Source organism: Streptomyces sp. x-80 (assembly GCF_046549095.1).
In the GTDB taxonomy this organism is placed as follows: domain Bacteria; phylum Actinomycetota; class Actinomycetes; order Streptomycetales; family Streptomycetaceae; genus Streptomyces; species Streptomyces celluloflavus.
Window position 1 is genome coordinate 371310 of record NZ_JAJPWM010000005.1, and the last position, 14137, is coordinate 385446.

Genomic DNA, 14137 nt, shown 5'->3' on the forward strand with positions numbered 1-14137 from the left:
CCGGCCGCACGTCCGGTGCGGCGTCCGGCTGCTTGCCCGGCGCGTCGGCCGGATCGTGGTACGTGGCCATCAGGAGATCAGCACCTTGACGACGCCGGTGAAGGCGATCTGGGCGAGAGCGAGCGGGATCAGGACCGTCCAGGCGAGCTTTTGCAGCTGGTCCTCGCGGAGGCGGGGGTAGGTGACCCGCAGCCAGATGACACCGAACGCGAGGACCGCGGTCTTCAGCAGCGTCCACAGCCAGCCGAGACCGTCCGCGCCGAACGGGCCGTGCCAGCCGCCGAGGAAGAGCACCGAGGTCAGCGCGGCGAGCACGACGATTCCGGCGTACTCGGCGAGCAGGAAGAGCGCGAACCGCAGTCCGGTGTACTCCGTGTACGCGCCGAAGATGATCTCCGAGTCCGCGACCGGCATATCGAACGGCGGGCGTTGCAGCTCGGCGAGCCCCGCCGTGAAGAAGACCAGGCCGCCGACGATCTGCCACGGCACCCACCACCAGTGGAAGGCGTCGAGGATGCCGGGGAGCGAGAGCGTGCCGGCCGCCATCGCGACGGACGCGGCGGCGAGCAGCATCGGCAGCTCGTACGCGAGCAGCTGCGCGGCCGTCCGCAACCCGCCGAGCAGTGAGAACTTGTTCGCGGAGGCCCAGCCCGCCATGAGTGAACCGAGCACGCCGACGCCCATCACGGCGAGGACGAAGAACAGGCCCGCGTCGAGGGCCTGTCCGACGGCGTTGTGCGGGCCGACCGGGATGGCGACGAGGACCAGGAGGTACGGCAGCAGGGCGACGGCGGGCGCGAGCTGGAAGACCCGCCGGTCGGCGCCGGCCGGGACGATGTCCTCCTTCTGCGCGAACTTCACACCGTCGGCGACAAGCTGCGCCCAGCCGTGGAAGCCACCCGCGTACATGGGCCCGAGCCGGCCCTGCATATGGGCCATCACCTTGTGCTCGGTCTGCCCGATGACCAGCGGAAGGACGAGAAAGACGGCGAAGACGGCGAGGAGGCGCAGCACGATGGCGAGGGTGTCGCTCATGGGGTGTCGCCTCCTGCCGGGTCATGGGGGGTGGGGTGGCCGCCGGGGCCCTCCTGCTGCTTCTGCTGCTGCTCCGGCTCCGGCTGGTCCTGTGCCGGCTGGTCCGACTGCCGCTCCGGCTGCTCCGGCTCCGGCTTTTCCGTCGCCGGCTCCGGCTTTCCCGGTTCCGGCTTTCCCGGTTCCGGCTTTCCCGGTTCCGGCTTCGCCGTCGGCTCGGTGAACGCCGGGCGCGCGTGGTGCCAGGGGGCGTCGGAAGCGGGCGGGGTGGCCGCCGGGGCGCCCTCCTCGGCCGCCGCGCCCTTGCCCGGGGCGGCTCCCTCGGCCGGCGTACCCTCCGCCGGTGCCGTCTGCTGCTGGCTGGCCGAACCCTCGCTCGCGGAACGCGTACGGCGTGCGGGACGGTCCGTACGCGCCGGGCGTGCGGGACGTTCGGGACGCGCGGGACGTTCGGTCGCACCCGAGTCACCGGCCGCCGCCTGAGTCTCCGGGGCCGCCTGGGACTCCGGGGCCGCCTGGGACTCCGGGGCCGCTGCGGCCTCGGCGCTCGCGCCCGGCCCCGTACCGGCCCCCGGCCCCGCCTCCCGCTGGCCGGCCGATCCCCCGCCGGCCGTCCGCGTACGCCGGACCGGACGCTCGCCCGCGGCGGCGCCGGCCGCTCGCGCACCCCGCGCCTGCCGTGCGGGCGCGGGCGGCAGCTGGCCCTTCTGCGGGCCCCATTCGTTCGGGTCCGGGACACCGGGCGGCAGCATCTGGCGGCGCTTGGGCCCGCCGTGCTCGGACTCACCCGGCTCCTTCGCGCCCGGCCACGCCTTGGCGACCCGCGCCGCCAGCACGAAGTCCTTGCGCAGCGGGTGGCCCTCGAACGTGTCGGGGAGCAGCAGCGGTACCAGGTGCGGATGTCCGGTGAAGTCCACGCCGAACATCTCGTAGGTCTCCCGCTCGTGCCAGCCCGCACCCGCGAACACCCCCACGGCGGTGGGCAGCACCGCGGCGTCGTGCGGGACGGTCGTCCGGACGAGCAGGCGGCGGACGGTGCCGGGGCGGGCCACGTCCGCGAGGTGGGCGCAGATCCGGAAGCCGGTGCCCGGCTCGTCGACGGCGCTCAGCCAGTCGAAGTAGGTGCAGCCGAGGTCGTCGCGGGCGGCCGTCAGCGCCGTGAGCCAGCCGTCGGCCGGGACATCGACCGTCAGCAGGTCGTAGGCCAGCTCCGCCGTGGACCCCGTGCCGAAGATCTCGCTCGCGGGCCGCGGCAGCCAGCCGACGACCGGTTCGGCGGCAACGGGCTCGGCATCGGACGTTGCGGCGGGCTCGGCGACGGGCTCGGCCGGCTCCTCCGGCTCGGGCCGCTGCTCGCTCATCGGGGCTCCTCCCCCGCCGTCGTGCCACCGGCCGGCTTCGGCGCCGGCGGCGCCACCAGCCCGCTGCGCAGCGCCGCCGCCGAAGGCCGCGCGGCATCGCTCCCGGGCCCGTACCGCTCCCCCAGCGACTCGCGCGCGATCTTCTCCTGGAGCTTGAGGATGCCCTGGAGCAGCGCCTCCGGCCGCGGCGGGCAGCCCGGTACGTACACGTCCACCGGAATGATCTGGTCGACGCCCTTGGTGACGGAGTACGAGTCCCAGTAGGGGCCGCCGCAGTTGGAGCAGGCCCCGAAGGAGATGACGTACTTCGGCTCGGGCATCTGCTCGTAGAGGCGCTTGATAGCGGGCGCCATCTTGTCGGTGACCGTGCCGGAGACGATCATCAGATCGGCCTGGCGCGGACCGGGCGCGAACGGGATCACGCCGAGCCGGATGAAGTCGTGGCGGGCCATGGACGCCGCGATGAACTCGATGGCGCAGCAGGCCAGACCGAAGTTGAAGACCCACAGGCTGTAGCGGCGGCCCCAGTTGAGGACCACCTTCATCGGCTCGGGGGCCAGCCGGGCGAGTGTGCCCAGGCGCCGCGGCTCCGGCAGGTACACGGGGACGGCGCACTCGGCGTCGTCTGCGGAGCCGTCGGAGGCGGGGGTCACGTCCATTCCAGGACGCCCTTCTTCCATGCGTAGAGCAGGCCGACGGTGAGGAAGCCGAGGAAGATGAACATCTCCACGAGCGTCGTGCCGCCGAAGCCGGGGGCGGCGAAGACCGTCGCCCAGGGAAAGAGGAAGATCGAGTCGACGGCGAAGATGACGTAGAGAAAGGCGTAGACGTAGTAGCGGACCTGGGTGTGTGCCCAGCCCTCGCCGACGGGGTCCACGCCGCATTCGTACGTGAGCAGCTTCTCGGGCGTCGGCACCACAGGCCGCAGCAGCCGCCCGGCCCCGAAGGCCACGGCGACGAAGAGCACGCCGATCACGGCCATGAGCCCGACGACCGAATAACCCTGGAAATAGTCCGCGGCGACGGTGGTGCGTACGGTCGCGTCCGGCACGTCCGCCCCTCGCTCCCTGACTGCGCTTGTTCAACGACTTCGACGATCTGTACGCACGGGAGTCTAGGCCCTGCACCGCCCACCCTGACCAGCCGCATCACGCCGATGGCGGGAAGTCCCCGCTTCTTCCGGCCCGGCCGCGCGCACGTTCAGCGAGGCGGGCCGGGGGCGGGCAGGCCGGGACCCGAGGGGCTTCCGTAGGCCGTGGAGGCCGCCGGGGACGGCAGGACCGGCGGGGCCGACGGGACCGGCGGGGCCGACGGGACCGGCGGGGCTGCCGGAGCCGGCCGGGCGGTCGGGGGCATCGGGCCGGGGGGAGGCGTCGGGACGCCGGGGGTCATAGAGGTGCCAGGGCTCGTGGGGGCGCCGGACGACGTGGGGGCGGGTGTGCCGGGGACGGCGGCCGGTGCGCCCGCTCCGGTACGGCGTCGGCCCGGCGCGCGCGAGACCGCGCGGTTCATCACCTCGGCCGCGATCCGCGCCGCCGCCTGGAGCGTCCGCTCCCCGAGCAGATCGGTACGGATCGCGCCGCCCGCCGCGAGATGGCGGTCGTACGGCAGCGGCAGCACGACCGCGCCACCGCCGCCCAGATGCTCGGCGGCCCTGCGCAGGTCAAGTCCCGTATCGGGCGCGGCATGGCTGACCACCACGACCGTCGTCGGCAGGATGCCGGGGTGCACACCGCCCACCCAGTCCAGGACGGCGCGGGTGGCCACCACGCCCTCCGGGGTCGCCGGGGAGACCAGCACCCGCGCCTGCGTCGTCACCAGCGCGGTGCGCGCCACCTCGGCGGGCAGTGTCTCGCAGTCCACGACGGTGGTCGCGAAGTACCGGCGCAGCGAGGTCATCACCACCCGGTACGTCTCGATGTCCAGCCGGGTGCCGATGGCGCCCTGGCTGCCGGGCAGCAGCCAGCCGCCGCCCGGGAACGGCAGCAGATACCCCGTCAGATCCGTGATCAGCATGGCCGGATCGACGATCTGCGCCAGGTCGCTGCCCGACCAGCGCACCTCCCGCGCGCCCAGCCGGTGCGGCAGCGTTCCGAGCGCCGGGTCCGCCTCGACGGCGAGCACCGGATCGGAGCGGTAGTGCGCGTAGGTGAGGGCCAGCAGGGCGGCGACGGTGGACTTGCCCGCGCCGCCACGGATGCTGGACACGGATATCTGCCGCCCGGTGGTCACCGGCTGCTGAATGGCGTACGCGGCCTCCGTCACGGCGGCCGCCTCGGCCGCCGGTGACGACGCGATGGCCCGCCGCACCACCCGCCCCGCCCGCTGGACGACGTTCTCCCCGTGCCGTGGCTTGCCCCGCAACGCCTCCGCCTCGGGCGGCAGCAACGGTACGGACACGGGGGTCGGAGCGGCGCCCGGTCCGCGGGCCGGGGAAGGCGAAAGGGAAGACGAAAGGGAAGGGGAAGGGGAAGGGGCGTGGGTGGGTGCGGGGGCCTGCGCCGGTACCGGTCGCCCCACAGGGCCGCCCGGTCCGCCTCGTCCTTCCGCCCCGCGCGGCCCGTACGGCCCATCCGGCCCATGCGGCTCGCGCGACCCGTCCAGGCCGTACGAACCGTCCGGTCCGTCCGTACCGCGTGGCACGTACGTCCCGTCCGGCCCGTACGGCCCCTGCGATCCGTTCCATCTGTCTGCTGACATGACCCCTCTGCCCCTGCCTGCCGCTGCCGCTGACCCCGCCGCTCTTCCGGACTTCCGGCTCAGATCGCTCAGAACATGTGCGGCAGCCGGCTGTAGACCCCGAACGCCCCGAGCGCGACCGGGATCAGCGCCACCACCCCGGCCGACTCGACGAGGTTCGTCAGCCGGCGCAGCCGGACCCGGACATGCTCCGGTACGCGCACCATGAGCGCCACCAGGGGCAGCACCGCCAGCACGCACAGCACGGCCAGCGCCCCCGCCGGATGGTCCGCGTCCGCCGCCCATCGCACCACCAGGCACACCGCCACCGCCGTACCGGCCGCCAGCAGCGCGATGACCTCAACCGCCAGCGGATACGCGCGGGAACGCGAGCACAGCACCACGCACAGCAGCACCGCGGCCGCCACCGACCAGCCGTCGTCCGACCCCGCGGCGAGGATGCCCGCCGTACCTGCCGAGACCGCCATGGTGACCGTGGCGAGCGCGAGTCCGCGGTGGGTCGCGCCCAGGGCGGTGGCCACCCGGTGCCTGCTGACCGGTGTGCCGCCGGAACGCCGGTCGTCCAGCCGGGTCAGTCCGGCCCCCCTCAGTGCCAGCCGGGGCAGCCAGCCCAGCACCAGCACCGAGACCAGGCCGAGCGCGACTCCCGTACGCGGCACGCTCGTCAGCGCCAGCCCCGCTTCCCAGGCGCCCACCCCGAGCGCGACCGCCGCCGCCCCGATGAGGCCGCCGCGCCCCCGTTCCGTACCGAGTCCCAGCAGGGCGAGCGCGGCGGCGACGGTCAGTCCGACGGCCGCCAGCCGCACCGTGCCGTCCGTGGTGGCCTGCCATGAGGCGAGCACCCCGAGCGTGCCGCCCCAGAGCAGCAGCGCGGCGCCCGGTGCCCGACGGCCGCGCCGCCCACCGGCCACGCCGGCCGCCGCGGCGCACACCGCGACGGCGCCGAGCCAGCCGGCGGCGCGGCCCGGCCCGTACCAACTCCCCGCGGACACCCCGGCGATCAGCGCCAGCAGCACGCTCGCCGCACCGGCCGTCCAGGTCCGGCTGCGGTCGCCCCACCGCCAGCCGCGCACCTCGAAATCTTCGGCGGCCTCGTCGGCGGGGTCGGGTGCGCCCGGCGCCGCCGGTCCCTCGGGCTCCCGTACGAGCCGCAGCACGGCGCCGTCGGGCACCTCCGCCGACGCCAGCGAATCGTCCGGCGAGAGCACCGCGCCCGCCGCGGTGACCAGCCGCCGCGACGGTGTCCCCGGGCCCGGCCGGTCACCGAGCAGCCGCGCGATGCCGGGCAGCAGCACGCCGATGGGTTCCCGCGCGGGCAGCGCGAGATCGACCCGCCGCCGCTCACCGACCAGGGTCACCCGGCTGCGCGGGGCCCCCTGTTCCGCCCCCGTACGCACGCTCACCATGCGGTCGCCCCTCCCCCGCTTCCCTGCCGCACACCCTACGGTCCGCCGTCCCCTCCCCCTACAGCCGCTCTCCGGCCAACCGGTCTTGAGCGCACGCATCGGTTCAGTGGTCCGGCGATACGGCGGGTTCGGCGGGAGCGACCGGTCCGAGGGGCGCGGGACGGCGGGGGCGACGGTAGGGGAAACCCCACCCCCGTCACCCCACGTACCCCATGGCATGCCGGGCCGCGGGCAGGCAGGCTGGGGGTATGACAGACAGTTCCCGGACCAGTACCGCCGATGACGCCTCCGACGGCACCGTCCTGCCGCCGCCCAGGGCGCCTCTCGGTTCCTCCACCTGGCGGGAAATGGCCTACCTCCTGTCCAACTTCCCGGTGGGTGTGGCCGCCTTCTGCGTGCTGGTGGTGTGGCTGGTGGCGGGCGTCGGGCTGTCCGTCACGGTGATCGGGCTGCCGCTGCTGGCCTCGGGGCTGATGGCGTGCCGGTGGTTCGGGAGGCTGGAGCGGGCGCGGGCCCGTGCGCTGCTCGGGGTGCAGGTGGCGGAGCCGAGCCCGGTGCGGCCGCGGCACCCGGGGTTCTTCCCGTGGCTGTGGACGTGCCTGAAGGACCCGGTCGGCTGGCGGCATGCCCTGTACTCGTTCGTCCGGCTGCCATGGGCCATCCTCACGTTCGCCCTCACGTTCGTCCTGTTCTTCGTGGGGTGGCCGGCGCTGCCGTGGGTGGCACGCTGGCTGTCGAACGTGGACCGGGCGATGGTGCGCGGGCTGCTCTCGCCGTCCGACGAACTGGAGCGGCGGATCGCCGAGCTGGAGTCGGACCGGGTGACGGTCACCGACACCGCGGCGGCCGATCTGCGGCGCATCGAGCGTGATCTGCACGACGGCGCGCAGGCCCGGCTCGTCGCCCTCGCCATGGGGCTCGGCCTGGCGAAGGAGAAGCTGCTGGAGGACCCGGACGCGGCGGCGGCGATGGTGGACGAGGCGCACGGCGAGGTGAAGCTGGCGCTCCAGGAGCTGCGCGATCTGGCCCGGGGCATCCATCCGGCGATCCTGACCGACCGGGGGCTGGGTCCCGCGCTGACCTCGCTGGCCGGCCGCTGCACGGTACCGGTCACGGCCGCCGTGGACCTGGCCGAGCGGCCCGCCCCCGCCATCGAGGGCATCGCCTATTTCACCGTCTCCGAGCTGTTGCAGAACATCTCGAAGCACAGCGCGGCACGGCAGGCGACGGTCGAGGTGTGGCGGGCCGAGGACCGGCTGATGATCCAGGTGCGGGACGACGGACGGGGCGGGGCGCGGCTGGACGGCGGCACCGGGATGGCCGGGCTCGCCGAGCGGCTGGGGTCGGTGGACGGACTGTTCGTACTCGATTCCCCGGTCGGCGGACCTACGCTGGTGACAGCCGAATTGCCGTGGCGGGCCCGGACGGTGAACGAGGCGACGAGCCGGGCGGCGCGGGGCTGAACGACCGAGCGGCTGAGCGGCGGGCCGGGCGGACGGGCCGGACGGGTACTGACCCGGCGCCGGCCCTTCGGCCTGTCCCCGTACGTCGCCGATATCCCCCGGACCTGGGTAAATGCGCTCAACCCCCAGACCGGGGGTGGGGAAAACCCCAGGTGAAGACTGCGAAGACCCTCATGGTGCGGACGGCGCCCGTCGCGGATTCTGGACGTAGTGGCGAAAGAGCCGGCACGACGGTCGTGCGGGAACTGCGACATCAACAGCAGGCAGTGGCGCCGGAGACGGCAGAACGGACGAACTGACGATGGATACCGGATACGCACCACAGTCCCGCGCCTCCCGCGTGCCGGTGGGGCTGCGCGCCCCCTTCTCCGGGCGCACCTGGCGGGAGTTCCTCCACCTCATCCTCAATCTCCCGCTGTCCGTCGTGATGTTCGTGTACGCGATAACGGTGATGGCGCTCGGCGCCGGCCTCCTGATCACGTTCCTGGGCATCCCGGTGCTGGCGGCCGGGCTGTCCGGCAGCCGGGCCCTGGGCGCCCTGGAGCGCCGGCGCGCTCGGGCACTCCTCGATCTGGACGTGGCCGACCCGGAGCCGGTCCGCCCCACCAAGCCGGGCCTGATGGGGTGGGTCGGAGCCGTGCTGAAGAGCGGTGTCTCCTGGCGGCACCTCCTCTACGGCCTGCTGCACTTCCCGTGGGCGCTGTTCTCCTTCGTCTTCTCGGTGGTCTTCTGGGTCGTGGGATGGGCGCTGCTGGTCTACCCGCTGTGGCAGTGGACCTTCCCCACCTACCTCGGCCAGCCGGGCATCCAGCTGTGGGGCGACGGCCTCGGCAGCGGCGTCTACATCGACAATTCGACGGGGATGGCGTTCGTCAGCGGCTTCGGGCTGCTGCTCACGCTGGCCGGACCGTGGGTGATCCGCGGGCTGACGACGGTGGACCGGCTCATGATCCACGGGCTGCTGGGCCCCTCCTCCCTCGCCACCCGGGTCTCGGAGCTGGAATCGGACCGCGGAGTGGTGGTCGACACCGCGGCGGCCGATCTGCGCCGGATCGAGCGTGATCTGCACGACGGCGCACAGGCCCGGCTCGTCGCCCTCGCCATGGACCTGGGCCTGGCCAAGGAGAAGCTGACGGAGGACCCCACGGCCGCCGCGAAGATGGTGGACGAGGCGCACGGCGAGGTGAAGGTCGCGCTCCAGGAGCTGCGCGACCTGGCCCGCGGTATCCACCCGGCGATCCTGACCGACCGGGGGCTCGGCCCGGCGCTGTCGGCGCTCTCCGCGCGGTGCACGGTGCCCGTGAAGGTGACCGTGGACCTGGGCCACCGGCCGGCCGCGGCGATCGAGGGCATCGCCTACTTCACCGTCTCCGAGCTGCTACAGAACGTGTCGAAGCACGCCCAGGCCACCAGCGCGACGGTGGACGTCTGGCACACCGCGGACCGGATCATGGTGCTGGTGACGGACGACGGCCGGGGCGGCGCGAGCACGGCGACGGGCAGCGGTCTGGCCGGCCTCGCCGAGCGGCTCGACTCGGTCGACGGCCTGCTGGTCGTGGACTCCCCGGTCGGCGGCCCGACCGCGATATCCGCCGAGCTGCCCTGGCGCGGCTAAGGGCTGTCCCGTCATACCTGGTGGATCAGCGCGCGGCGTCAGATGCGGTGCATCGCACGGCGGAGGAGCCTCCGCATACTGGGTGTATGTGGACGTTCCGACAACGCGGCGAGGTGCCGTAGCCGTCGTCGCGCGCCCGCCAGGTATGACGGGAAAGCCCTTAGGCACACTCGGCCGGAAACTCAGGCCGGGACTCCCCAGAGGGTCCGCGGCCCCGGGCCCGCCGCCGGCGCTGCGCCGGGGGCTCGCGGCCCCGGGCCCGGCCGCTCCCGCCCCGCCTCGTCTCGCCCCCTGCCCCCACCACGCGCCTCCGCCCCCACCGGAACCGCGTCCGCCCACTCCGGATCCCGTCAGCCCGCAGCATCCCTGTCCAGATGCTGGGATGCTGGGGGTGACAGGGTGGGATCGACAAAGCGTGGGGATTTCGAATCGTGGAGGACAAAGTGCGGGTGGTCATCGCCGAGGACTCGGTGCTTCTCCGGGAGGGCCTGACCCGGTTGCTGACCGACCGGGGGCACGATGTCGTGGCGGGTGTGGGCGACGCCGAAGCGCTGATCAAGGTGATCGGGGAGCTGGCGGACGAGGGCGCGCTGCCGGACGTGGTGGTGGCCGACGTGCGGATGCCGCCGACCCACACCGACGAAGGGGTGCGGGCCGCGATCCGGCTGCGCCGGGACCACCCGGGTCTGGGTGTGCTGGTGCTCTCGCAGTACGTCGAGGAGCAGTACGCGACGGAGCTGCTGGCCAATTCGAGCCGGGGCATCGGCTACCTCCTCAAGGACCGGGTGGCCGAGGTCCGGGAGTTCGTGGACGCCGTGGTCCGGGTCGCCGAGGGCGGCACCGCGCTGGACCCCGAGGTCGTGGCGCAGCTGCTCGGCCGCAGCCGGAAGCAGGATGTGCTGGCCAATCTCACGCCCCGGGAGCGGGAGGTGCTGGGACTGATGGCCGAGGGCCGGACGAACTCCGCGGTCGCCCGGCAGCTGGTGGTCAGCGATGGTGCGGTCGAGAAGCACGTCAGCAACATCTTCCTGAAACTGGGCCTGTCGCAGAGTGACGGGGATCACCGGCGGGTGCTCGCGGTGCTCACCTATCTCAACTCCTGACCGCTCTGCCCCTGACCGGCTGACAGCCGGTCAGGCATGCGGACCGGGGCCGCATCCGCCGAGGACCCAGGGCTTTGGTCGTAGAACCAATGGCGGAGGCCGGAGCGCCACGAGGACGAGCCGACGGGGGAGCAGATTTCGTGACAAACCGGTCCAGACCAATATCTCAAGCCGCCGTCCACCATATGGCCGCCCCAGGGAAGGCCCCCCTTACCCACGTACGATGGATCGGGGACAACCGGTCGGTGCGACACGTCCCGAGCCCTGCCTCCGTAGGGCCGCCGCACGCCTCTAGGGAGGTCTGAAGCAGTGACCAGCCAGGTCAGTAGCCCAGCCGAGCAGGCCGACGCAGCGCTCGTCGGAGAACAGCGCCATACCGGTGACGGCGGCCAAGGCAAAGAAGTCCGGCGCCTGGACCGGGTCATCATCCGGTTCGCGGGTGACTCCGGTGACGGTATGCAGCTCACGGGCGACCGGTTCACCTCCGAGACCGCGTCGTTCGGCAATGACCTGTCGACGCTGCCGAACTTCCCCGCCGAGATCCGCGCCCCCGCGGGCACCCTCCCGGGCGTCTCCAGCTTCCAGCTGCACTTCGCCGACCACGACATCCTCACGCCCGGCGACGCACCCAACGTCCTGGTGGCGATGAACCCGGCCGCGCTCAAGGCGAACCTGGCCGATGTGCCGCGCGGCGCGGAGATCATCATCAACACCGATGAGTTCACCAAGCGCCCGATGGCGAAGGTCGGCTACGCGACCAGCCCGCTGGAGGACGGCTCGCTGGAGGCGTACAACGTCCACCCGGTGCCGCTGACGACGCTGACGATCGAGGCGCTCAAGGGGTTCGGGCTGTCCCGAAAGGAGGCCGAGCGCAGCAAGAACATGTTCGCGCTGGGCCTGCTGTCGTGGATGTACCACCGGCCGACCGAGGGCACCGAGAAGTTCCTGCGGTCGAAGTTCGCGAAGAAGCCGGAGATCGCGGAGGCGAACGTCACGGCCTTCCGGGCCGGCTGGAACTTCGGCGAGACCACGGAGGACTTCGCGGTCTCCTACGAGGTCGCCCCCGCGACGAAGGCATTCCCGACCGGGACGTACCGGAACATCTCGGGCAATCTGGCGCTGTCTTACGGACTGGTCGCCGCCGGGCGGCAGGCGGAGCTGCCGGTCTACCTGGGCTCGTACCCGATCACCCCGGCCTCCGACATCCTGCACGAGCTGTCCAAGCACAAGAACTTCGGCGTGCGCACGTTCCAGGCGGAGGACGAGATCGCCGGAATCGGGGCGGCGCTGGGCGCGGCGTTCGGCGGCGCGCTGGCCGTGACGACCACGTCCGGTCCCGGCGTGGCGCTGAAGTCGGAGACGATCGGACTCGCGGTCAGCCTGGAACTGCCGCTGCTGATCGTGGACATCCAGCGTGGCGGTCCCTCGACGGGCCTGCCGACCAAGACCGAGCAGGCCGATCTGCTCCAGGCGATGTACGGGCGCAACGGCGAGGCGCCGGTGCCGATCGTGGCGCCGCGGACCCCGGCCGACTGCTTCGACGCGGCGCTGGAAGCGACCCGTATCGCACTGACCTACCGCACCCCCGTCTTCCTGCTGTCCGACGGCTATCTGGCCAACGGCTCCGAGCCGTGGCGGATTCCCGACGTCGCCGAACTCCCCGATCTGCGCGTCCAGTTCGCCACCGCCCCGAACCACCAGCTGGCGGACGGCACCGAGGCGTTCTGGCCCTACAAGCGCGATGAGCAGACCCTGGCCCGCCCCTGGGCCGTGCCGGGCACACCGGGCCTCGAACACCGCATCGGCGGCATCGAGAAGCAGGACGGCACCGGCAACATCTCCTACGACCCCGCCAACCACGACTTCATGGTGCGCACCCGCCAGGCGAAGATCGACGGCATCGACGTCCCGGACATCGAGGTCGACGACCCCGCCGACGGGTCCGGCGTGGGTGCCGACACCCTTGTCCTGGGCTGGGGTTCGACATACGGGCCGATCACCGCCGCGGTCCGCCGGGTCCGGGGGTCGGGCGAGCGGATCGCCCAGGCGCATCTGCGCCACCTCAACCCCTTCCCGCGGAATCTCGGCGCCGTCCTGAAGCGTTACGACAAGGTGATCGTGCCGGAGATGAACCTCGGACAGCTCGCCACTCTGCTGCGTGCCAAGTACCTGGTGGACGCGCGCTCGCACACCCAGGTCAGCGGAATGCCGTTCAAGGCCGAGCAGCTCGCGGAGGTCTTTAAGGAGGCCATCAATGACTGAGACGATCTCGGAGCGGCCCTCGCAGATCGAGGCGCTCTCCCTGGTGCCCAAGGCCGAGGCCAAGCAGTCCATGAAGGACTTCAAGTCCGATCAGGAAGTGCGCTGGTGTCCCGGCTGCGGTGACTACGCCGTCCTCGCCGCCGTACAGGGCTTCATGCCCGAGCTCGGCCTGGCGAAGGAGAACGTCGTCTTCGTCTCCGGTATCGGCTGCTCCTCCCGCTTCCCGTACTACATGAACACCTACGGGATGCACTCCATCCACGGCCGCGCCCCGGCCATCGCCACCGGTCTGGCCACCTCCCGGCGCGACCTGTCCGTCTGGGTCGTCACCGGCGACGGCGACGCGCTCTCCATCGGCGGCAACCACCTCATCCACGCCCTGCGCCGCAACGTCAACCTCAAGATCCTGCTCTTCAACAACCGGATCTACGGCCTGACCAAGGGCCAGTACAGCCCCACCTCCGAGGTCGGCAAGATCACCAAGTCGACGCCGATGGGCTCGCTGGACGCACCGTTCAACCCCGTTTCGCTGGCCATCGGCGCCGAGGCGTCGTTCGTGGCCCGTACGGTCGACTCCGACCGCAAGCACCTCACCTCGGTGCTGCGCGAGGCCGCCGCCCACCCCGGCACGGCGCTGGTGGAGATCTACCAGAACTGCAACATCTTCAACGACGGCGCCTTCGAGGTCCTCAAGGACAAGGAGAAGGCCGAGGAAGCCGTCATCCGCCTGGAGCACGGCAAGCCCATCCGCTTCGGCACCCCGGCCGAGGACGGCCTCGGCTCCAAGGGTGTGGTCCGCGACCCGGCCACCGGCGACCTCAAGGTCATCGACATCCGGGAGGAGGGCGCCGGCGGTGTGCTGGTGCACGACGCGCACAGCCCCTCGCCGACCACGGCCTTCGCGCTCTCCCGCCTCGCCGACGCCGACACCCTCCACCACACCCCCATCGGTGTGCTCCGCAACGTCGAACGGCCGGTCTACGACACCCTGATGGCCGACCAGCTCGACGCCGCCGTCGAGCAGAAGGGCAAGGGCGACCTCGCCGACCTGCTGGCCGGCAACGACACCTGGACCGTCGTGGGCTGACAGCCTCCGGGCCGGTGGACCCCGGTGCGGGTCCGTACGCGGGTGTCCGTACGCGAGCGTCGTCCGACGCGGCGTACGGGCACCCGCGGTCGTTTTTCGAGGGGCGCC

At 72.5% G+C, this 14137-nt stretch carries 11 protein-coding genes; 5 read left to right on the forward strand and 6 right to left on the reverse strand.

Annotated elements, in window-relative coordinates; translation table 11 throughout:
- Positions 1-69 precede the first annotated feature (69 nt).
- The 6 genes from ACLJWH_RS12415 to eccD form a co-directional block, all read right to left on the reverse strand.
- Complete coding sequence (locus tag ACLJWH_RS12415; protein ID WP_411141677.1) at positions 70-1035, reverse strand: complex I subunit 1/NuoH family protein; 966 nt, start codon at positions 1033-1035, stop codon at positions 70-72.
- Entirely contained in the window at positions 1032-2393 is a 1362-nt protein-coding gene (locus ACLJWH_RS12420) for an NADH-quinone oxidoreductase subunit C (RefSeq protein WP_411141678.1), read from the reverse strand. Before ACLJWH_RS12420 ends, ACLJWH_RS12415 begins: the two co-directional genes overlap by 4 nt.
- The gene (locus ACLJWH_RS12425) at positions 2390-3052 is read right to left on the reverse strand and encodes an NADH-quinone oxidoreductase subunit B (RefSeq protein WP_411141679.1); all 663 of its coding nucleotides are present in this window, start codon (positions 3050-3052) and stop codon (positions 2390-2392) included. The genes ACLJWH_RS12420 and ACLJWH_RS12425 overlap by 4 nt, the downstream gene beginning before the upstream one ends.
- Entirely contained in the window at positions 3043-3444 is a 402-nt protein-coding gene (locus ACLJWH_RS12430; protein ID WP_411141680.1) for an NADH-quinone oxidoreductase subunit A, read from the reverse strand. The genes ACLJWH_RS12425 and ACLJWH_RS12430 overlap by 10 nt, the downstream gene beginning before the upstream one ends.
- A 149-nt stretch (positions 3445-3593) precedes the next feature.
- Positions 3594-4793 (reverse strand): hypothetical protein, encoded by a 1200-nt coding sequence (locus ACLJWH_RS12435; protein WP_411141681.1) that lies wholly within the window; start codon positions 4791-4793, stop codon positions 3594-3596.
- A 368-nt stretch (positions 4794-5161) separates the two neighbouring features.
- Positions 5162-6499 carry a type VII secretion integral membrane protein EccD gene (gene eccD, locus ACLJWH_RS12440; RefSeq protein ID WP_411141682.1) on the reverse strand — a complete coding sequence of 446 codons (1338 nt, stop codon included), beginning with the start codon at positions 6497-6499 and terminating at the stop codon, positions 5162-5164.
- A 248-nt stretch (positions 6500-6747) separates the two neighbouring features.
- Here eccD and ACLJWH_RS12445 point away from each other — a divergent pair, with 248 nt between their 5' ends.
- The 5 genes from ACLJWH_RS12445 to ACLJWH_RS12465 all read left to right on the forward strand — a co-directional run bounded on the left by ACLJWH_RS12445 (position 6748) and on the right by ACLJWH_RS12465 (position 14029).
- Entirely contained in the window at positions 6748-7962 is a 1215-nt protein-coding gene (locus ACLJWH_RS12445) for a sensor histidine kinase (protein WP_411141683.1), read from the forward strand.
- A gap of 301 nt (positions 7963-8263) precedes the next feature.
- Positions 8264-9577 carry a sensor histidine kinase gene (locus ACLJWH_RS12450; RefSeq protein ID WP_411141684.1) on the forward strand — a complete coding sequence of 438 codons (1314 nt, stop codon included), beginning with the start codon at positions 8264-8266 and terminating at the stop codon, positions 9575-9577.
- Between the two features lie 443 nt (positions 9578-10020).
- Positions 10021-10680, forward strand: coding sequence for a LuxR C-terminal-related transcriptional regulator (locus ACLJWH_RS12455; RefSeq protein ID WP_411141814.1), 660 nt, complete (start codon positions 10021-10023; stop codon positions 10678-10680).
- A 309-nt stretch (positions 10681-10989) separates the two neighbouring features.
- Entirely contained in the window at positions 10990-12942 is a 1953-nt protein-coding gene (locus tag ACLJWH_RS12460; RefSeq protein ID WP_411141685.1) for a 2-oxoacid:acceptor oxidoreductase subunit alpha, read from the forward strand.
- Positions 12935-14029 carry a 2-oxoacid:ferredoxin oxidoreductase subunit beta gene (locus tag ACLJWH_RS12465; protein WP_411141686.1) on the forward strand — a complete coding sequence of 365 codons (1095 nt, stop codon included), beginning with the start codon at positions 12935-12937 and terminating at the stop codon, positions 14027-14029. Before ACLJWH_RS12460 ends, ACLJWH_RS12465 begins: the two co-directional genes overlap by 8 nt.
- Positions 14030-14137 lie beyond the last annotated feature (108 nt).